The following is a 20809-nucleotide window of genomic DNA, read 5'->3' as shown; positions in this document are numbered from 1 at the left end:
CCTTACTCCGCAGGCATGGTGACAGGGGCGTTGCCATCGCGACCGGACAGGCGGTCGTCATGGCGCTGCAGCCATTCTTGAGTGACTTCGACATCCTGATACGGGCCTTTTTTGATGTATTTGATCATCAGGCCCATCTCGATGATGAAGAGCACGGTGTAGAAGGCCACGAAGCCCAGTAGCGTGAACAGCAGGTCGCCCACCGACAGGTGACTGACCGACAGTGCCGTCGGCAAAACGCCGTCCACCGTCCAGGGTTGGCGTCCGAACTCGGCGGTGAACCAGCCCAGTTCCGCGGCGATCCACGGGGCGGGGATGACGATCACGGCCAGACGCAGCGCCCAACGCGGGTATTGCATGCCCTTCCAGTTCGAGACGACGAAGAAGTAGACCATCAGCGCGATGAAGGAGAAGCCAAGCGCCACCATCAGGCGGAAGGACCAGAAGATCGGCCAGACCGTCGGCACGGTATCGTCCGCGGCCATCTTGATCTGCGCATCGGTCGCCTGACGCGGATCGTCCACGTAGCGTTTGAGCAGATAGGCATAGCCCAGATCGCCGACGTTTTCGTTGAACTGCTTGGTGACTTCGGGCGGGACATCTCCCTTGGCTTCGCGGATTTTCAGAAGGTCGTCATAGGCGACGATACCGTTGCGAATCCGCTCTTCCGAGCCTTTCACGAGCTCGTCGATCCCGGTGATCTGCTCGGTCAGCGAGCGGGTGCCGATCAGGCCCATCACCCACGGGATGTGGATCGCGTATTTGGTCTCGCGATCTTGCTGATCGGGAATGCCGAAGAGGGTGAAGGAGGCGGGGGCCGGTTCGGTCTCCCACATCGCTTCCATCGCGGCGAGCTTCATTTTCTGGTTGTGAGTCGTCTCGTAGCCCGACTCGTCACCGAGGATGACGACCGACAGGGCCGAGGCGAGACCGAAGGCGGCCGCGACCGCGATCGAGCGGCGGGCGAGTTCGAAATGACGGCCCTTGAGCATGTACCAGCTCGACACGCCCATCACGAACACAGCCGCCGTGACGTAGCCTGCCGACACCGTGTGCACGAACTTGGCCTGCGCGACGGGGTTGAACACGACGTCGAAGAAGGAGGTCATCTCCATCCGCATCGTCAGCGGGTTGAAATGCGCCCCGACGGGGTTCTGCATCCAGCCATTGGCGATGAGGATCCAGAGCGCCGAGAAGTTCGACCCGATGGCGACGAGCCAGGTGACGACCATGTGCTTGACCGGCGAGAGTTTCTCCCAGCCGAAGAACATCAACCCGACGAAGGTCGCTTCCATGAAGAAGGCCATCAGGCCCTCGATGGCGAGCGGCGCGCCGAAGATGTCGCCCACGTAATGCGAATAGTAGCTCCAGTTCATGCCGAACTGGAATTCCATCGTAATGCCCGTGGCCACGCCCAGCACGAAGTTGATGCCGAACAGGGTGGCCCAGAACTTGGTCATTTGCCGCCAGATGGGGCGGTTGGTCATCACATAGACCGTCTCCATGATCGCCACGATGATCGACAGACCAAGCGTCAGCGGCACGAAGAGGAAGTGATACATGGCGGTCATGGCAAATTGCAGCCGTGACAGCTCGACGATCCCGAAATCCATTCTCGTTCTCCGTTTCCCTACTTGCACCCGACCTCGCCAAAAGCCGAGTTTCTCGGAAATATTATTCCTGGATGCAGCTTATGGGCGGGCGGTCTGCGCCTGACATTGAGCCAAATCAAATTGACGATGTGTCGCACGGAGACGTGAACAGGGGTGAACGACAATATGTCACATGATTTTAGTGACTTATCGTCGCAGGTCGTGCGTCATTTGAGCGCGATTGTGCCCGTGGCGGCGCTCTGATCGGGCTGTCTGTGAGACACCAGAAGGAAGCCTGCTTCGGGCAAAAGCGCGCGCAATCCGGAGAGAGTCGCGGCGGCCGTCGGCGCGTCGAGCCCTTCGGTCGGCTCATCCAGCAGCAGGATGTCGGGCTGGCGCAACGCCGCACGGGCCAGCGCCAGACGTTTCGTCTGACCGCCCGAAAGACCGGTGCCGCCTTCTCCAAGCCGCGCCTCGAGACCACCGCGCGCGGCGATCACCTCATCGAGCGCGACGGCGCGCAGTGCGGCCCAGGCCGCGTCTTCATCGAGCTGCGCCTCGGGCGGCAGGGCGAGCGCGAGGTTCTCGGCGATGGTGCCGCCGATCAGCTGGCTGCGCTGCGGAACCATGGTGAGCACATCGCGCAGGTCGCCTTCCGGCCAGTCGGGCAGCGCGCGCCCCATCACCGTGATCTCGCCACCGGACGGCTTGAGAAGGCCGGACAACACGGCGAGCGCGGTGGATTTCCCCGCCCCCGAAGGCCCGGCGAGCATCACCGTCTCGCCACGCGCGAGGCTGAAGGTCAGATCGGAAAAGAGTGGCGCGGCGCTCTTGGCGCGGGTAAAGGCCACGTTGCGCGACTCGATCAGCGGGGCGTCCGTATCGGTGGGGGCGTGGCCGCCGGGCTGCGGCCGCTCGGGCGTATCGGTCAGGTCCATGACCCGCGCGCCCGCCTCCTGCATCCGCCCGATTTCCGCCATGCCGCGACGGAGCAGCATCAGCGACTCGGCCAGCGCCAGCGCGACGAACAGGCCCACCGCGGCGCGGGCGGGTGTGATCTGCCCGGCCAGCGCCATCTGTCCGGCGATGGCCAGAGCGGCGGCTCCGGCAAGCGCGGTGGTTCCCGAAATCACGGCTCCCACGCGCCTATCGAGCGCCTCGAGATTGCGCCGCGCCAGCGCCTCGGCCTCGACCTCGGCCAAGGTCTGCGCGGTGGCGGTCTCCAACTGTCCGGCCACGGCCAGATCGGCGCGCGCACGCATCGTCTCCAGTGCGCGGCGGCGGATATTTTGCAGCGCGGTCTCGGCGGCGCGGGCATCGTGGCGGGCGGCGCGGGCCACCCAGATCAGCCCGAGCCCGCCGCCCAGCAAATAGATCAGGAATACCGCCAGCCCGATCGGTAGCCCTTCGAGCCACCACAGCATCACAAGCGCCGCGATCTGCACCATGCCGCCTGCGAGGAAGGGGATCACCAGCCGCAGCAACACGCCGTCCAGCGCATCCACATCCGAGGTGATCCGGTTCAGCGCCTGCGCACCGCGCAGCCGCGCCTGTTCCTCATGCGGGCGGCGCGAGACGCCATCCATCAGGTCGATGCGCAGCTTCGCCAGCGCGCGCAGCGTGGCGTCATGGGTCAGCAACCGCTCGCCGTAGCGCGAGACCGCGCGGCCGAGCGCGAGGCCGCGCACGCCTGCCGAGGGGGTGAAGAAATTGAAGTTGAGGCCCAGCCCCGTGATCCCGGCCAAGGCCGAGGCGGTGATGAACCAGCCCGACAGGCCGAGCAGGGCCGCCCCCATCGCGAGCACGAGGAACGACAGCGCGAGGCCCCGGCTGAAGGCCCATTTCTGATCGGCGATCAGGCGGGCGGTGAGGGTCAGAAGCGTCTTCATGCTGCGCCCTCCAAGTCGATCTGGCGGTCCATCGCGGCGACGAGCGCGGGGTCGTGGCTCGCGACGATCAAGGTGGTGCCGTGGGCGCGCAGCGCCAGCAGCGCCGCGATCACCTTGGCGCCCGTCTCGGCATCGAGATCGGCGGTCGGTTCGTCGGCCAGCACGATCGGGCGGCCCGCGTAATGGGCGCGTGCGATCAGCAGACGCCGCGCCTCGCCACCCGAGACGCCGCCGCCCATATCGCCCAGCCGGGCGTCGAGCCCGCCGGGAAGGCCCGCGACGACCTCGGTGGCCTGCGCGGCGTCCAGCGCCGCATCGAGATCGCCGGGACGGTTCAGCGTGATCAATTCGCGCAGGCTCGCATCGGCGAAGCGCGGGCTTTGCGGAATCCAGCCGAAGGCCGCGCGCCAGTCATCGGCGTTTTGCTCGGTCAGCGCGGTGTCGCCCAGTGTGATCTCCCCCGCCTCGGGATGGATCAGCCCGACCAGCGCGGTCAGAAGCGTCGTCTTGCCTGCGCCCGACGGCCCGGTGATCGCCACCGCCTCGCCCGGGGCGATGTCGCCATCGGGCAGGGGGATCGGATCGGCGGCCTCGCCGGGGCGGATTTGCAGGCCGTGCCAGTGCAGCGCCCCGAGCTGCGGCGCCGTACCTTCGCCGCCGGTGCCCATCAGCGTGTTGGCCTTGGCGATTTCGGTCTCGGTCGTCTCCAGCTCGGAGGCCACGGCGAGTGCGGCTGCCCGGTCATGCCACGCCGCTGCAAGATCGCGCAGCGGCTGGAAGAATTCGGGTGCGATCATCAGCAGGAAAATCCCCTCGGCCGGGGTCATCTTGCTGCCCCATGTGCCGAAATTCATCCAGCCGATCAGCGAGAAGCCGACATAGACCGCGACCAGCGCCACGCCGATCGCGGCGAACAGTTCCAGAAGGGTCGAAGAGAGGAAGGCCACCCGCAGAACCGCCATCGTGCGGACGCGCAGGTCTTCGGATTTGGTCTCCAGATCGGCGCGCGAGCGGGCCTCCGCGCCCAGAAGCCGCAGATCGGTGATCGCGGCGATCCGGTCGATCAGCAGGCGGTTGAGCGAGCCGATCTCGACCATCTGCTTTTCCGAGGCATCCTGCGCGGCCATGCCCACAAGCGCCATGAAGAGCGGGATCAGCGGCCCCGCGATCAGCAAGATGCCCGCGACCGCCCAGCTTTGCGTGGCGGCGAGCAGGATGAAGGCGAGGGGGATGATCCGGGCGCGCAGGAAGGCGGGCTGGTAGCGCGTGGCCCAAGGACCGAGTGCGCCGAGCTTCTCCGCCGAGAGCGAGGCCAGTTCCGCAGGCGACAGCGCGGCGGCTCCGCTGGCCTGACGCAGCGCCTTTCGGATCAGTGTCTCGCGGCTCTCGCGCAGCACGACCTCGGCGGCATCGGCGGAAAGTTTCTGCGAAACCCAGTCGAGCGCGATCCGCACGAGCGCCAGCGCCACGAAACCCGCGGCCCCGGCAAGCGGCGAAAGCGCGGGGCTTACCCCGGGCGCGACCAGATCGCCCAGCACCAGCCCGATCAGAGCGGCCTGCGCGGGCCAGATCAGCGCCGAGGCCACCCCGAGCCACCCGGCGAGCTTCAACTTCCCCGCCACCGGCTGAGCGATACGGGCCAGAACGGCTTTCGGCTTCGGCGCTTCGGTCGTGGCGTCTGTCATAGGAATTTAGGGGTCTTTTTCTCTGTCGCGCTTGGCTGTGGAGATAGCCGGGCAGAGGGTCTGCGGCAATGGCGTGCGACAATCCGCGCCTGTCACGTCTGCGGCACGTTCCGCCAATCGCGCATGAAAAAAACCGTTCGGATGAGGGTCCGAACGGTTTTCGAGGTTACCTGTAGCGGGGCCTTAGCAGGGCGCGATGTACTCGCGGCCATAGGAGTCGCGATAGCGGCACTGACCCGGCTCGTTGGCTTTGCCGATCAGAGCGCCTGCAACGGTGCCGACTGCGCCGCCGATCGCGGCGTTCTGGAGGCGGTCGCCGTCATCCGAAACAGCAGCGCCGATCGCGGCACCGGCAACACCGCCGGTCGCGGCAGCGCGGTCTTGTTGCGACATCTGGCAGCCTGCGACGGCAACGGTGGCGCTGAGCGGCAGGATAAGGAACATCTTCTTCATGGTACGTGTCTCCCTTCTGTATCTTCGGATATCCAACGTCGCCCCGCTCCGGGCAGTTCCAAGTTTTTCTTGATTCATTTTGAGCGCCCATCCTGCAGGCGTGATGGTCGTGTGGCTTGACATGCGGGGTCATTCGAGGGTCAAGCAATATGGAACCCTTCGACACAGACGACAGAAAGACACGCCTATGAGTTCGACCGCTTGGCGCGTTCCCCTGATCGGGGCGCTTTTCCTTTTCGCGCTGAGCGCGGTGGTGTTGATGGTCATGCGCCCGCTGATGGCGATCGACGAGACGCGCTATGTCACCGTCGCCTGGGAGATGTGGCAGGGCGGCTCCAAGCTGGTGCCGCATCTCAACGGGGCCATCTATTCCGACAAGCCGCCGCTTCTGTTCTGGCTCATCAATATCGTCTGGAGCGTCACGGGCCCCAGCGAATGGGCGGCGCGGCTGGTCGCGCCAGCTTTCGGGCTGCTGTCGGTCGGGCTGGTCGCGATGCTCGCGCGCAGGCTCTGGCCGGAGGAACCCGAGCGCGCCGGGCTCGCCGCGCTGATCCTCGGGACGAGCGGGGTGTTCCTGCTGTTCGGCTCCACGACGATGTTCGACACGATGCTGACGGCGGCGACGCTGCTGGGGATGCTCGCGGTCTGGGCGATGCGCGACACGGATCGCTTCGCCCCGGTGATCGGGCTCGGCATTGCGCTGGCTTTCGGCGTCTTCGCCAAGGGGCCGGTGATCCTGGTGCATGTGCTGCCGACTGCGCTTCTGATGCCGCTTTGGGCGACGGGGGCGGAGCGGCCCGCGCTCAAGCAATGGTATGCGCGGATCGGGGTCGGTTTTCTGATCGGTTTCGGCATCGTGCTGCTGTGGCTTGGCCCCGCGATCATCTTCGGCGGGGCGGAATATCGCGAGCAGATCCTGTGGAAGCAAAGCGCCGGGCGGATGGTGGAAAGCTTCGCCCATGGCCGCCCCGTCTGGTTCTTCGTGGCGCTGCTGCCCTTCTTCCTCTGGCCGTGGGGCTGGAGCCGCGCGGGGCTGGCCACGTTCAAACCCTCGCGGCTTTGGGAGGATGCGGGCACGCGCATGGTGGCGGTCTGGTTCGCCACCGCCTTCGTCGCCTTCTCGCTGATTTCGGGCAAGCAGGCGCATTACCTCGTGCCGGAACTGCCCGCGCTGGCGCTGATCCTGTCGGGGCTGCTGCCCACGGCAGAGCGTCGGATGCGCTGGCTGCGCCTGCTGTGGCTTCTGCCCGGCGTAGCGACGGCAATCGCTGCGGCATCGGTGCATTTCGGGGCGTTCCCGGAACTGCCCGAGGGCACCGGCTCGTGGCTCTTCGTGATTGCGGGTGTGGCGCTGCTCGTGGGCGGCGCGCTGATCGTGATGAAGGCGCGGCAGGGGTGGTTCGCGGAAGCATTCGTCGCGCCGCTGGTGCTGATCGCCATTCAGATCATGGTCTGGCCGATCCTTTGGAAAGTCTACGATCCGGCCCCGATCGCGAGCCTGATCGCGGCGCATTCCGAGAATGGCGTGGCCACCACCGATCGCGGCTATGCGGGGCAGTTCTCGTTTGTCGCGCGGCTGGAGAAACCCGTGACGGTGCTTGGCAACAGCGCCGATCTGGGGCGCTGGATGGCGGATCATCCCGGCGGTCTCGTGCTCGCGGCGAAGCCGATCGAGGGCGTCGACGGGCTCAGCCAGATTGCTGAGCGGCATTTCCGGCAGGACGACTGGCGTCTCTATCAGGTGGCCGAGACGATCGCGCCGCCCGCTGAAGCCGCGCCCGAGGCTGCTCCCGAGGCTACTCCCGAGACTGGGCCGGCCTCCGCGCCCGACAGCGCAAACTGACCCTTCAAAATAAAAGTCACGCCCGAAGCAGATGCTCCGGGCGTGCCTTCTAACCGATAGACGTCAAGTATTACGACTTGGTCTTCTCGGTGGGCCGCTCATCAAGAGTGACGGAGAGCGTGAGCGGCTTGTTCGCGCGCAGCAGCGAGAGCTGCACTTCGGTGCCCGGCTCGTCGGACCCGATGGCACGGGTCAGATCGCGGGGCTCTTTCATCGGCTTGCCATCGACGCCGACGATGATGTCGCCGCGCTTCAGGCCAGCTTTCTTCGCGGGCGTATCGGGCGACACATCGGCCACGAGCACGCCTTCGGGCTTGTCGAGACCCAGCGCCGCCGCGATGTCTTCGCTGACCGGCTGAATCTGCACGCCGAGGAAGCCGCGCTTGACGGTGCCGTCATTCTGCAGATCGGCGACGACGCCCTTGATGGTGTCGGAGGGCACCGAGAAACCGATCCCGACGGAGCCGCCGGTGGGCGACAGGATCGCGGTGTTCATGCCGATCACTTCGCCTTGGGCGTCAAAGAGCGGGCCACCCGAGTTGCCTTTGTTGATGGCTGCGTCGGTCTGGATGTAGTTATCGAACGGGCCCGATTTCAAGTCGCGGCCCTTGGCCGAGACGATGCCGGTCGACACGGAGGTGCCAAGGCCGAACGGGTTGCCGATCGCCACGACGGGCTCGCCGACCTGTGCGGTCTGGCTGTCGCCGAAGCCCACGGTCTGCAGGTCCTTGTCGGTATCGACCTTGATCAGCGCGATATCGGTGGCCTTGTCTTCGCCGATCACTTTCGCATCTGCGGTCGAGCCGTCGGAGAAGGTGACCTTCACGCTCTCTGCGCCGTCGACGACATGGGCGTTGGTGACGATATGGCCGTCTTTCTGGATGATGAAGCCGGTGCCGAGGCCGGTGATCTCAGGACGTTGCATCTGCTGGCCCTGGCCGTTGGGCCCCATGTCGGGCATGCCGAAACGACGCTGGAAGAACTCGAAGGGGAACTCCTGCGGCATCCCCATCTGGGCCATTTCCTGATCGTTGGCCTGCTTCTTGATCTCGATGGTCACCACGGCGGGCATCACCTTCTTCACCAGATCGACGGTGTTGGTGAAGGTTTCGGCGGCGGCCACGTTCGGGACCAGTGCGAGCCCGCTCGTCGCCACGACGCCGGCGCCGAGCATTGCGGTGGTCGCGAGGGTGCGCAGCAGGGGAGCTTTGCGAATGTCCTGCATCTTTCTCTCCTTATTGACAGGGATGCACCCTATGTGAGGGCCTAGCCTGTCAGGAACTCTGCGGGAAGATTGCAGAGCTGTTATCCTTTTCACCTTTAGGGGAGGGGTGCGTGACTTGTGCGGTGGCATCGGCCACATATGTCGCGAACCGAGAAAGCGAGTGCGATGAAACTGCTGTTGATCGAAGACGACGCGACCACCGCCGATTACGTGCTGCGGGGCCTGCGCGAAGAGGGCCATACGGTCGACCATCTCGCCAATGGCCGCGACGGGCTGACCCAAGCGCTGGGCGGCAGCTATGACGTGATGATCGTGGACCGGATGCTGCCCGAGCTGGACGGGCTTTCGATCACCCGCGCGATCCGCGCCGCGAAGGTCACGACGCCGATCATCTTCCTGACCGCGATCGGCGGGGTGGATGACCGGATCGAGGGGCTCAACGCAGGCGCGGACGATTACCTCGTGAAACCCTTCGCCTTCGGCGAGCTGTCGGCGCGGCTCGCTGCATTGGCGCGCCGCCCGCAGGCGCAGTCGGAGCAGGTGATGCTGGAGGCGGGCGATCTGAAGATGGACCTGATCGCGCGCAAGGTGACGCGCGGCGGGCAGGAGATCGACCTTCTGCCGCGGGAGTTCTCGCTTCTGGAATTCCTGCTGCGCCGCAAGGGTCGGGTGCAGACCCGGACGATGTTGCTGGAGGGCGTTTGGGATCTGAATTTCGATCCGCAGACCAATGTCGTCGAAACCCATATCTCGCGGCTCCGGAACAAGGTCGACAAGCCGTTCGACCGTGACCTCATCCACACCGTTCGCGGTGCGGGCTACCGGATTGAGGGCTGATGAAGGCACGTCTGAACCGCGCGGAAATCCTTGCCTCGACGCCGCTGCGGCAGGCGCTCGGGCTGATGGGGATCGTCTTCGCGATCCTTCTGGTGACGCTGGGCTTTGCCTATGTCGCGCTGCGCTCCTCGACCGAGGATTCGATCCGCGCCGATCTCAAGCAGCAGACGGCGGTGTTTCAGGTCGCGGCCAACCCCGAGACGCTCTCGGTGATCGTCTCGGCGGAGGCGCGGGCGTCCGATCCGTCCGAGCGCGCCATCGCCTTCGTCATGTCCGACGGGCGGCAGGTCGGCAATGTGCGGGTCACGCATGAGGGCGACCGTTGGGTCATCTCGCGGCATCCCGAATATGCGCCGCTCTCGAAACATGGATATTTCACGCTGACCATGCCGCTCGCGGGTGGTTTGCTGGTGATCGGCGAGAGCCGCGCGCCGATTGCGGAATTGACCTCGACCTTCCTCGCGATCCTCGTCTTCTCCTTCGTGCCGTCGCTTCTGGTCTCTGCCGCCTATGGCGCGTGGGTCGGGATGCGGGCGCGCAAGCGGGTGAGCGCGATCGAGGAGACGCTCGACGATCTGACCGAAGGGCGGCTGGAGGCGCGGGTGCCGCGTGACGAGATCAAGGCTAAGCGCGGCGACGACCTCGCACGGATCGGGGCGCGGCTGAACGTGATGGCCGAGACGCAGGAGGCGACGGTGGCGGCGCTGCGTCAGGTCTCCGCCGATATCGCGCATGACCTAAAGACGCCGATGCAGCGGATCTCCGTGCTTCTGTCGGAGCTGAAGGAAGCTTTGCCCGAGGATACGCCGCCCCGGGCGCTGGCCGAGCAGGCGGGCACCGAGGCCGAACGCGCGGTGGCCGTGTTCCACTCGCAGCTGCGGATCGCTCAGATCGAAGGCGGCAGTCCGAAGGCGCGGTTTGCGCGGGTCGATCTGGGCGCGCTCGCGGCCGATATCACCGAGCTTTACGAGGCGAGCGCCGAAGAGGCGGGCGGGGCGCTGACCCTGCAACGGCCCGATGCGCCGCTGATGGTGCATGGCGATCGCGGGCTGCTGGGGCAGATGCTGTCGAACCTGATCGAGAATGCGATCCGTCACGGTGGCCCTGCGCCGCAGATCACGGTGCGCCTGTCGCGCGAGAACGGCGCGATTATTCTCAGCGTAGCCGACCATGGCCCCGGGATTCCTGCAGCCGAGCGCGAGAAGGTTCTGCGCAGGCTTTATCGGCTGGAACGCTCGCGTACGACGCCGGGCAACGGGCTGGGGCTTGCGCTGGTTCATGCTGTGGCGGGGCTGCATGAGGCGGAGCTGGAACTGTCCGACAATCGCCCCGGCCTGATCGTGTCGCTGCGCTTCGCCGCGCCGGGTCAGTCGGCCTGATCGGGCAGGTCGATCTCGGTCAGGAAACGCAGGCTCAGCGGCAGGGTCGCGGCTCCCAGCGCGCGCGCATCGGGGCCCACCTGACCCTCGCGCACGATCGGAACGCCCGCGCCCGAGAGGTTGATTTTCGCGAGTTCCGCTTCGGTGGCGGCGACGAGCCGCGCGCGCAGATCGTTGGGCATCCAGCCGTCGATCACCATCGCATCGAGGTCGCACAGCGCCGCCGAGGCGGCGGCGACAGTCGCGAGACCGCGCGCCGCTTTCGCGAGCCAGTCCTCGACGATGTCTTCGGGAAGATCCCAGACATCGCGCCGCTCCCAGAGGAAACTCGCATCGAGGCCCTGCTCCGCCATCGCCGCTTCGATGGCCGAGAGCGAGGCCACGTCGAGCAACTGGCACTGGCCGCCGTGACCGTCGGGCACCGGCATCGAGGCAAGCGCGCCCGCATTGTTGTTGGGACCGGTCACAAGGGAGCCGTTCATCACCAGCCCGCCGCCCACGAAGAAGCCCACGAACGCATAGAGGAAATCGTCCGGCAGGGTCTGGTCGCCCAGCAACAGCTCTGCCGAACAGGCGGCGGAGGCGTCGTTTTCCAGCACCACGGGGAAGGGGTAGATCGCCTCCAGCTCGGCGCGGATGTCGCGTTCGCGCCAATCGGCCATTGCACTTTCTTCCAGTCCGAGCGCCACGCCCCAGTCCCACATCCGGAAGGGCGCGCCGATGCCGAGGCCCGAGATGCGCTCGCGTTTCGACGCGGGCAATTCCGTCACCATCCGGGCGATCGCGTCGATGGCGAAGGCGATGGTGTCGGCGGCGGTGGGGTAGTCGTGGCGCGAGACGCTGCGCGAGATCGGCGTGCCCATCATGTCGATCAAGATCACTTCGGTGCGGCGACGTCCGACTTTCAGCCCCAGAAAATAGGCGCCATCCGGGTTCAGGCGCATCGGCACCGTGGGCTGACCGACCTTGCCGCGCACCGGGTCGCAGCGCAGCAGGAAGCCTTCATCTTCGAGCGCGCGCATGATGACGGAAACGGTCTGCGCCGAGAGGCCCGTCATCCGCGCAATTTCGGATTTCGCGAGGGCGCCGCGGCGGCGAATCAGTGACATCACCAGCCGTTCGTTGCGGTTGCGCATTGAGGAATGATCCGTGCCAATTTTCACCGGGGCGGTCTTGATCATTTCCATCACGCGCTGGGGCACAGTTCATTCTCCGAGGCTGCTCGCGCTTAAGTTACGCTGAGTATTTATCGGCTTCCAGTGGGTGTTCTGTCAATTAATAAATCCACGTGATTTATCTATTGACGAGTCGCCCCGTCTTCGCACATGATTTGCCTCGAAGCCGATCGGAGGGACGGCTCAATTCGTTTCTGGGAGGAGACCTGACATGATGAAGAAAACCGCAATTCTCGGTGCAACCGCGCTTGGCCTGATGGCGACGGGCGCTTGGGCGGAAACCACCGCCTGCCTGATCACCAAGACCGACACCAACCCCTTCTTCGTGAAGATGAAAGAGGGTGCGACGGCCAAGGCCAAAGAGATGGGCATCACGCTCAACACCTATGCGGGCAAGCTCGACGGCGACGTGGAAAGCCAGGTCGCGGCGGTCGAAAGCTGCATCGCGGCAGGCGCCAAGGGGATCCTGATCACCCCGTCCGACAGCCGCGCGCTTGCGCCTGCGGTGCAGAAGGCGCGTGACGCCGGTGCGCTGGTGATTGCGCTCGACACCCCGTTCGAGCCCGCCGACACCGCCGATGCGACCTTCGCCACCGACAACTTCAAGGCAGGCGAGCTGATCGGCCAATGGGCCAAGGCGAAAATGGGCGACAAGGCCGCGGATGCGAAGATCGGCTTCCTCGACCTCAACCCGAGCCAGGTCTCGGTGGATTACCTGCGCGATCAGGGCTTCATGAAGGGCTTCGGCATCGACATCAAAGACCCCAAGAAGATCGGCGACGAAGACGATCCGCGCATCGTCGGCCATGACGTGACCAACGGCAACGAGCAGGGCGGCCGCACCGCGATGGAGAACCTTCTCCAGAAAGATCCGGGCATCAATGTCGTCTACACGATCAACGAGCCCGCCGCGGCCGGTGCCTATGAGGCGCTGAAATCGGTCGGCATGCAGGATCAGGCGATCATCGTTTCGGTCGATGGCGGCTGCCCGGGCGTGCAGAACGTCAAGGAAGGCATCATCGGCGCGACCTCGATGCAGTTCCCGCTGAAGATGGCCTCGATGGGTATCGAAGCGATCGCGGCCTTCGCCAAGGACGGCACCAAGCCGCAGAACTCCGAAGGTCTCGACTTCTACAACACCGGCGTGACGCTGATCACCGACCAGCCGGTCGACGGCGTCGACTCGATCTCGTCGGAAGAAGGCCTGAAGCAGTGCTGGGGCTGATCCCCGCCTGAAAGATCGGAGGGGCCGCCCGTGCGCGGTGGCCCTTTCCATTGGGCCGGATGACGGCCCTTCACCCCACATTGCACAAAGAGGATGACGGACATGACCCAGACCGTTCCGCCTCGCGGCCAGTCCTTCGAGCACGGCCTCGACCAAAGCGACAAGACTGTCGCGGCCTTCAAGACTAAGAAACGCGGGCTTCTCGGCACGATCCAGCACGGGCTGCACGGCAATCCGACGATGGTGCCGGTGATCGTGCTGCTGTTGTCCGTCGCCGTGTTCGGCCTGGTCGCAGGGGACAAGTTCTTCTCGGCCTTCAACCTGACCCTGATCATGCAGCAGGTCTCGATCATCGGGATGCTGGCTGCGGCGCAATCGCTGATTATCCTGACCGCTGGCATCGACCTGTCGGTGGCCGCGATCATGGTGCTGATGTCGGTCATCGCGGGTAACCTTGCCGTCTATATGGGCGTGCCCGCACCGATCGCGCTGCTGATTTCCTTCGCAGGCGGCACCGGCGCCGGTTTGCTGAACGGCTTCCTCGTCACCAAGGTGAAACTGCCGCCCTTCATCACCACGCTCGGCACCTGGTCGATCTTCTACGCGCTGAACCTGTGGCTTTCGGGCGCGCAGTCGATCCGTTCGCAGGATATCGACAAGTTCGCGCCCCTCCTGAAATTCTTCGGCAACACGATCACCGTCGGCAATGCGCGGCTGACCTATGGGTCGGTCCTGATGGTCGTGGTGTTCCTCGTGCTCTGGTATCTGCTGAACAAGACCGCCTGGGGCCGCCACGTCTATGCCGTGGGCGACGACAAGGACGCGGCGGAACTGGCCGGCATCCGTACCGACCGCACGCTGCTGTCGGTCTACGGTCTGGCCGGGCTCGTCTGCGCGATCGCAGCCTGGGCATCGATCGGCCGCGTGGGCTCGATCTCGCCGCAGGCCTTCTACGAGGCGAACCTGCATTCCATCACCGCCGTCGTGATCGGGGGCATCTCGCTCTTCGGCGGGCGCGGCTCGATCCTCGGCGCATTGTTCGGGGCGCTGATCGTGGGCGTGTTCCAGTCGGGGCTGCGGCTCGCGAATGTGGACGTGCTCTGGCAGGTCTTCGCCATCGGCTGGCTCATCATCATCGCGGTCGCTATCGACCAATGGATCAGAAAGGTTTCGGCATGACGCAAGAGCCCATTCTCACCGCACGCGGTCTGGTCAAACGCTATGGCCGCGTCACCGCCCTCGACGAATGCGACTTCGATCTCTACCCGGGCGAAATCCTTGCCGTGATCGGCGATAACGGGGCCGGGAAATCCTCGCTCATCAAGGCGATTTCCGGGGCCGTTACGGCCGACGAGGGCGAGATCAAGCTCGAAGGCAAATCGATCTCCTTCAAGAGCCCGCTCGAGGCGCAGGATGCGGGGATCGCGACGGTCTACCAGACTCTCGCGCTCTCTCCCGCGCTGTCGATCGTGGATAACATGTTCGTCGGGCGCGAGCTGCGCCGCGCCGGTCCGATGGGCAAATGGCTGCGGATGCTCGACAAACCCGCGATGCGCGCCTTCGCCCGAGAGAAGCTCAACGATCTGGGGCTGGCGACCATTCAGGACATCGATCAAGCGGTCGAGACGCTGTCGGGTGGCCAGCGTCAGGGCGTGGCGGTGGCCCGCGCGGCGGCCTTCGGGTCGAAGGTGATCATCATGGACGAACCGACGGCGGCGCTGGGCGTGAAGGAAAGCCGTCAGGTGCTCAACCTGATCCTCGATCTCAAGGCAAAAGGTCTGCCGATCATCCTGATCTCGCACAACATGCCGCACGTCTTCGAGGTGGCGGATCGGGTCCACGTCCACCGGTTGGGCAAGCGGCTTTGCGTGATCGATCCGAAGAACCATTCTATGTCGGATGCGGTGGCCTACATGACCGGCGCGAAGCAGCCCGAGGATGCGAACGAAGCCGCTTGAGAGCAGGCAAGAGAGCACGAAACGCCCGGTCGGATCGGCCGGGCGTTTTTCGTTTGGGGCTGTGTCCTTGGCGCGGGGCGACCAGCCCCGGGCCGCGCCCGACCCTCCCCCTGGGAGGGCGCATTGGCGATGCCAGCGCAGGCACGAATGAGCGACGGGCTTGCGAGATAAAGTGCTCAGCCACGAACCGATCAAAGCGCCCACCCAAGGCTCGGGCGCACCCCTCAGCCCCAAAAGAAACCCCGCGCCCTCCCGAGCGCGGGTTTCCCGTGAAACATCAAGGGATCGTCAGCCGCGGCGACCCGCTTCCAGCGCGTCCTCGAAGGTACGCAGCCCGGTCTTCGGGGCCTGAACCAGCACCGCCATGTTGCCCGGCTTATGCTCGTTGCGCAGCATCTTGGTATGGGCCTGCGGGATCTGATCCCACGGGAAAACCTCGGACATGCAGGGGTCCAGACGCCGCTCCACCATCAGCTTGTTGGCCGAGGCCGCCTGCTTGAGGTTGGCGAAGTGCGAGCCCTGAAGGCGCTTCTGGTGCATCCACATGTAGCGCACGTCGAAGGTGCAGTTGAAGCCCGAGGTGCCGGCGCAGATCACGACCATGCCGCCCTTCTTCACGATCAGCGTCGAGACCGGGAAGGTCGCCTCGCCGGGGTGTTCGAAGACCATGTCCACGTTCACGCCCTTGCCGGTGATGTCCCAGATCGCCTTGCCGAACTTGCGGGCCTCTTTCAGCCACTCGTTATATTCCGGCGTGTTGACCGTGGGCAGCTGACCCCAGCACTTGAAGTCCTTGCGGTTGATGACGCCCTTGGCGCCCTGATCCATCACGAACTGACGCTTGCTCTCGTCCGAGATCACGCCGATCGCGTTGGCGCCTGCGGTGTTCGCAAGCTGGATCGCGTAGGAGCCCAGACCGCCCGAGGCGCCCCAGACCAGCACGTTCTGGCCGGGCTTGAGCTCATGCGGGTGGTGACCGAACAGCATCCGGTAGGCGGTGGCCAGCGTCAGCGTGTAGCAGGCGCTCTCTTCCCAGGTCAGGTGCTTCGGGCGCGGCATCAGCTGCTGCGCCTGCACCCGGGTGAACTGCGAGAACGAGCCGTCATGCGTCTCGTAGCCCCAGATCCGCTGGCTGGGCGAGAACATCGGGTCGCCGCCGTTGCACTCCTCGTCGTCGCCATCGTCCTGATTGCAGTGGATCACCACCTCGTCGCCGACTTTCCAGCGTTTGACCTTGTCGCCCACTTTCCAGACGATGCCCGCCGCGTCGGAGCCCGCGATGTGATAGGGCTGCTTGTGGCCGTCGAAGGGCGAGATCGGCACGCCGAGACCGGCCCAGACGCCGTTATAGTTCACGCCCGCGGCCATCACGAGGACGAGCACTTCGTGGCTGTCGATCTCCCAGGTGTCGACGACTTCCTGCTGGAACGACTGCTCGGGCTCGCCATGGCGTTCGCGACGGATCGCCCAAGCGTACATTTTCGGGGGGACGTAGCCGAGGGGCGGCATCTCGCCGATCTCGTAGAGGTCCTTCTCCGGCGCATCGTAGGGCGCGATACCGGTTTCCTGATCAAGGGCCATGGCTCTCTCCTGTCTGTCCTTGCCGCGCCGCAGAATCGGGCGGTGTTCGTTCAGAGGGATACGCATGGCTGCGCAACTTTTCAATCCCTGACGTTCCGTTTTTGTAATTTTATGTCCCTCGCGATTTTATAGCTGCGGGCAAACCCCTATTTATCAAGCCTCGCGCTGCGGACGCTGCGTGAAAGCCAGCCACGCCGCGTTGCAGCGAATTGACAGGATCACAAAATTCAATTTAAACCATCCCAACGCGCAACAATATTGCGCAACGAAGATTCGTATTCCGATGGAGGCCGCCATGACCGACACGATGCCCGCCAAAGACCGCCCCTGGCTGTTTCGCACCTATGCGGGCCATTCCACGGCCGCCGCCTCGAATGCGCTCTATCGCAACAACCTCGCCAAGGGGCAGACGGGCCTCTCCGTGGCTTTCGACCTGCCGACCCAGACCGGCTATGACAGCGATCATGTCCTGTCGCGCGGCGAGGTGGGCAAGGTCGGTGTGCCGGTCTGCCATCTGGGCGACATGCGCGCGCTGTTCGATGAAATTCCGCTCGAACAGATGAACACTTCGATGACGATCAACGCGACCGCGCCATGGCTCTTGTCGCTCTATATCGCGGTGGCCGAGGAGCAGGGCGCGGATGTGTCGAAGCTGCAGGGCACGGTGCAGAACGATCTGGTGAAAGAATACCTGTCGCGCGGCACCTATATCTGCCCGCCGAAGCCCTCGCTCGCGATGATCACCGATGTCGCGGCCTATACCCGCGAGCACCTGCCGAAATGGAACCCGATGAACGTGTGTTCCTACCACCTGCAGGAGGCGGGGGCGACGCCGCAGCAAGAGCTGGCCTTCGCGCTCGCGACCGCCATCGCTGTGCTGGACGACCTGAAAACCAAGGTGCCGGAAGAGGCTTTCCCCGCGATGGTCGGGCGGATCTCCTTCTTCGTGAATGCGGGCATCCGCTTCGTGACCGAGATGTGCAAGATGCGCGCCTTCACCGAGCTGTGGGACGAAATCTGCCGTGATCGCTACGGCGTCGAGGACGAAAAATTCCGCCGCTTCCGCTATGGCGTGCAGGTGAACTCGCTCGGCCTGACCGAACAGCAGCCCGAGAACAACGTCTACCGTATCCTGATCGAGATGCTGGCCGTGACGCTGTCGAAAAACGCCCGCGCCCGTGCGGTGCAGCTGCCTGCGTGGAACGAAGCGCTCGGCCTGCCGCGCCCCTGGGATCAGCAATGGTCGCTCCGGATGCAGCAGATCATGGCCTATGAAACCGACCTTCTGGAATATGGCGATCTGTTCGACGGCAACCCGGCCGTGACCGCCAAGGTCGAGGCGCTGAAGGACGGCGCGCGCGCCGAGTTGGAAACGCTCGACGGTATGGGCGGCGCGATTGCCGCGATCGACTACATGAAGTCGCGTCTGGTGGAATCGAACGCCGCGCGGATCAACCGGATCGAAGCCGAGGAAACCATCGTCGTCGGCGTGAACCGCTGGCAGCAGGGCGAGCCCTCGCCGCTGACTGCAGGCGATGGCGGCATCATGGTCGTCGACCCGGCGGTGGAGCAGGAGCAGATCGACCGTCTGAACGCCTGGCGTGCCGAGCGTGACGAGACCGCGGTGCAGGCCGCACTCACTCAGCTCAAGGCGGACGCGAAGGCCGGAAAGAACATCATGGAAGCCTCGATCGCCGCCGCCAAGGCGGGCGCGACCACGGGCGAATGGGCGGGCGTGATGCGCGCCGTTCATGGCGAGTATCGCGGCCCCACGGGCGTCTCGCGCTCGCCCTCGAACCAGACCGAAGGGCTCGACGATATCCGCGAGGCCGTGGATGCGGTGAGCTCGCAGCTGGGCCGCCGCCTGAAATTCCTCGTCGGCAAGCCGGGCCTCGACGGTCACTCGAACGGCGCCGAGCAGATCGCCTTCCGCGCCCGCGACTGCGGCATGGATATCACCTATGACGGCATCCGTCTGACGCCCGAACAGATCGTCGCCAAGGCAATCGAGGACGAGGCGCATGTGGTGGGGCTGTCGATCCTGTCGGGCTCGCATATGCCGCTGATCGAGGAACTGATGGAGCGGATGCGCGCGGCTGGCCTCGACCATGTCCCGGTCGTCGTCGGCGGGATCATCCCGGATGAGGACGCGAAGAAGCTCCTGAGCTTCGGCGTCGCGCGCGTCTACACGCCCAAGGATTTCGAGCTGAACCGGATCATGATGGATATCGTGACGCTCGCGACCCCGGCCGAAAAAGCCGCCTGAGCGCGCAGCCCATTTGGGATCGGGAAGAAGCAGGCGTCTTCTTCTCGACCCAAATATCCCCGCCGGAGGCTCCCGGCGTCGGACCCCGCGAAAACCGCGCCCTTTCGCCCTTCCGCCCGCCAAGGCGCGCAGGTAAGGTCGCGCCATGACGACCCCCATGATCCAGTTTTCCGAGGACCAGGCCGAGGCTTGGGATGCCGTTGCTTCCGCGCTCGAGGCGGCGGGGGTCGATATTCTCGAAGGCGCGATGACGCCCGAAAGCGGCAGCAAACGCGTGCTTTCGGTGATCGGCAAGGCGGGGTCGGGCAAGACGCTGCTTCTGGCGGAGCTTTATAAAGCGCTGGAGGCGGCAGGCGTCGATCTGGTCTCGGGCGATTTCGAGGGCAAGCGGCGCAAGGAAAAGCGCACACTGGCGATCCTCGCGCCCACGAACAAGGCGGCGAGCGTGTTGCGCTCGCGCGGCGTGCCCGCGACGACGATCCACCGCATTCTCTACACGCCGGTCTACGACCCGGAATACGAGCGGATCGCGGAATGGCTGACCGGGCAGGGCGAGCGGCCCAAGCCCGAATTGCTGATCGAAATGGGCCTGACCGAAGCGACGCTCGACCGGGCGAAAGCCTTCTACGAGTTGCACAAGTCGATCCCGGCGGCGCTGGCTTCGGCGGGGCTGCGCGGCTCGGATTTCATCAATGGCTGGAAGCGGCGCGAAGACCCGCTCGATATCGGTTTCGTCGACGAGGCCTCGATGCTCGACGAGCGCCAGTTCGACGATCTGCGCGAGATTTTCCCGACGCTGGTGCTGTTCGGCGACCCGGCGCAGCTGGCGCCCGTGAACCAGTCGGGCGAGATGGTGTTCGAGCGCCTGCCCGACGAGCGGAAACACATCCTGCACCGCATCCACCGGCAGGCCGAGGATAACCCGATCCTCGATCTGGCGCATATGTTGGGCGATGAGAGCCTCACCTTCGAGCAGTTCGAGCGCGAGATCGAGAAGGCCGCCGCCAAGGACGACCGCGTCGTCTGGGCCGAGCGGGTGGAAAGCGATCTGATGGCGCGCTCGCCGGTGCTGGTCTGGCGTAACGCCACGCGGATCCGGCTGATCCATGCCTTCCGCGCCGCCCATTCCGCCCCGGCCGACATGATGCTGCCGGGCGAGCCCTTGATCTGCGACGGGATCGAACTGCCGGTGAAGCACCGCAAGAAGCGGATCGATCTGGAGGCGCGCGGCCTGATCAAGGGTGCGCAGGTGATCTATCTCGGCCCCGGCAAGAAGCCCGGTTTCTCGCGGCTGCATGTGATGGGGGCGGAAGACCCGCGGCTCTCGGCGGCCTCGATCGTGAAGATCGAGATGCCCGACGAGGAGGAGCCGTTCATTCCTTTCGCGGCCCGGATGGGCGCGACCTTCCTGCATGGCGCGGCGGTGACGATCCACAAGGCGCAGGGCTCGCAATGGGAGGACGTTCAGGTCTTCGCGCCGGATATCTACGCGGCCTACAGGGCAGGGCGCGTCGAGGCGGGTATCCCGCTGTGGAAGCGGCTGGCCTATGTCGCGATCACCCGGGCGCAGCATCGGCTCTTGTGGGTGGTGCGGGCGCGGCTGGCGCGGCCCTCGGCGCCGCTGACCATTGACGATCTGCCGAAAGGCGGCGGTAAGCTGGAACTGAAAGCCGAGCCGCAGGACGGATAGGGCAGGAGCCT

General features: G+C 65.2%; 15 protein-coding genes. 8 read left to right on the top strand and 7 right to left on the bottom strand.

Going from position 1 to position 20809, the window contains the following annotated elements:
• Nucleotides 1-2: 2 nt before the first annotated feature.
• The 4 genes from AC2TZ7_RS01540 to AC2TZ7_RS01525 form a co-directional block, all read right to left on the bottom strand.
• Nucleotides 3-1613 carry a cytochrome ubiquinol oxidase subunit I gene (locus AC2TZ7_RS01540; protein WP_098412146.1) on the bottom strand — a complete coding sequence of 537 codons (1611 nt, stop codon included), beginning with the start codon at nt 1611-1613 and terminating at the stop codon, nt 3-5.
• Between the two features lie 206 nt (nt 1614-1819).
• Nucleotides 1820-3481: an amino acid ABC transporter ATP-binding/permease protein gene (locus AC2TZ7_RS01535; RefSeq protein ID WP_489865650.1), complete on the bottom strand. Its 1662-nt coding sequence runs from the start codon at nt 3479-3481 to the stop codon at nt 1820-1822.
• Nucleotides 3478-5166, bottom strand: a complete 1689-nt coding sequence (gene cydD, locus AC2TZ7_RS01530; protein ID WP_489865649.1) for a thiol reductant ABC exporter subunit CydD — start codon at nt 5164-5166, stop codon at nt 3478-3480. Before cydD ends, AC2TZ7_RS01535 begins: the two co-directional genes overlap by 4 nt.
• A 183-nt stretch (nt 5167-5349) precedes the next feature.
• Nucleotides 5350-5619, bottom strand: a complete 270-nt coding sequence (locus AC2TZ7_RS01525; protein ID WP_098412143.1) for a YMGG-like glycine zipper-containing protein — start codon at nt 5617-5619, stop codon at nt 5350-5352.
• Between the two features lie 187 nt (nt 5620-5806).
• Between AC2TZ7_RS01525 and AC2TZ7_RS01520 the strand changes: the two genes are divergently transcribed.
• On the top strand, nt 5807-7462 hold the full coding sequence (locus AC2TZ7_RS01520) for an ArnT family glycosyltransferase (RefSeq protein ID WP_489865648.1): 1656 nt from the start codon (nt 5807-5809) through the stop codon (nt 7460-7462).
• A gap of 70 nt (nt 7463-7532) precedes the next feature.
• Here AC2TZ7_RS01520 and AC2TZ7_RS01515 read toward each other — a convergent pair whose 3' ends face one another.
• On the bottom strand, nt 7533-8687 hold the full coding sequence (locus AC2TZ7_RS01515; protein WP_489865647.1) for a S1C family serine protease: 1155 nt from the start codon (nt 8685-8687) through the stop codon (nt 7533-7535).
• Nucleotides 8688-8852: 165 nt separating this feature from the next.
• On the opposite strand from AC2TZ7_RS01515, the gene AC2TZ7_RS01510 reads away from it, so the two are divergent.
• Together AC2TZ7_RS01510 and AC2TZ7_RS01505 are read left to right on the top strand one after the other, a co-directional pair.
• Nucleotides 8853-9524, top strand: coding sequence for a winged helix-turn-helix domain-containing protein (locus tag AC2TZ7_RS01510; protein WP_489865646.1), 672 nt, complete (start codon nt 8853-8855; stop codon nt 9522-9524).
• Nucleotides 9524-10903 carry a sensor histidine kinase gene (locus AC2TZ7_RS01505; RefSeq protein WP_489865645.1) on the top strand — a complete coding sequence of 460 codons (1380 nt, stop codon included), beginning with the start codon at nt 9524-9526 and terminating at the stop codon, nt 10901-10903. The genes AC2TZ7_RS01510 and AC2TZ7_RS01505 overlap by 1 nt, the downstream gene beginning before the upstream one ends.
• Here the strand turns inward: AC2TZ7_RS01505 and AC2TZ7_RS01500 are convergent.
• Nucleotides 10891-12105 (bottom strand): ROK family transcriptional regulator, encoded by a 1215-nt coding sequence (locus tag AC2TZ7_RS01500; protein ID WP_489865644.1) that lies wholly within the window; start codon nt 12103-12105, stop codon nt 10891-10893. The genes AC2TZ7_RS01505 and AC2TZ7_RS01500 overlap by 13 nt on opposite strands.
• 187 nt (nt 12106-12292) lie before the next feature.
• Between AC2TZ7_RS01500 and AC2TZ7_RS01495 the strand changes: the two genes are divergently transcribed.
• From AC2TZ7_RS01495 to AC2TZ7_RS01485, 3 genes are all read left to right on the top strand, one after another.
• Nucleotides 12293-13303 (top strand): sugar ABC transporter substrate-binding protein, encoded by a 1011-nt coding sequence (locus AC2TZ7_RS01495; protein WP_489866773.1) that lies wholly within the window; start codon nt 12293-12295, stop codon nt 13301-13303.
• Nucleotides 13304-13405: 102 nt separating this feature from the next.
• Nucleotides 13406-14482 carry an ABC transporter permease gene (locus AC2TZ7_RS01490; protein WP_489865643.1) on the top strand — a complete coding sequence of 359 codons (1077 nt, stop codon included), beginning with the start codon at nt 13406-13408 and terminating at the stop codon, nt 14480-14482.
• On the top strand, nt 14479-15261 hold the full coding sequence (locus AC2TZ7_RS01485) for an ATP-binding cassette domain-containing protein (protein ID WP_083077974.1): 783 nt from the start codon (nt 14479-14481) through the stop codon (nt 15259-15261). The genes AC2TZ7_RS01490 and AC2TZ7_RS01485 overlap by 4 nt, the downstream gene beginning before the upstream one ends.
• A gap of 288 nt (nt 15262-15549) precedes the next feature.
• Here AC2TZ7_RS01485 and ccrA read toward each other — a convergent pair whose 3' ends face one another.
• Nucleotides 15550-16842 carry a crotonyl-CoA carboxylase/reductase gene (gene ccrA / locus AC2TZ7_RS01480; protein WP_098412139.1) on the bottom strand — a complete coding sequence of 431 codons (1293 nt, stop codon included), beginning with the start codon at nt 16840-16842 and terminating at the stop codon, nt 15550-15552.
• A 295-nt stretch (nt 16843-17137) separates the two neighbouring features.
• Here ccrA and AC2TZ7_RS01475 point away from each other — a divergent pair, with 295 nt between their 5' ends.
• Nucleotides 17138-19108 carry a protein meaA gene (locus tag AC2TZ7_RS01475; RefSeq protein ID WP_489865642.1) on the top strand — a complete coding sequence of 657 codons (1971 nt, stop codon included), beginning with the start codon at nt 17138-17140 and terminating at the stop codon, nt 19106-19108.
• Nucleotides 19109-19253: 145 nt separating this feature from the next.
• On the top strand, nt 19254-20798 hold the full coding sequence (locus AC2TZ7_RS01470; protein ID WP_489865641.1) for an ATP-dependent DNA helicase: 1545 nt from the start codon (nt 19254-19256) through the stop codon (nt 20796-20798).
• Nucleotides 20799-20809 lie beyond the last annotated feature (11 nt).

This window comes from Thioclava sp. ISO4, assembly GCF_058105145.1.
The sequence above is the reverse complement of the archived record's forward strand: the minus strand, read 5'-3'. Positions and strand labels throughout refer to the sequence as shown.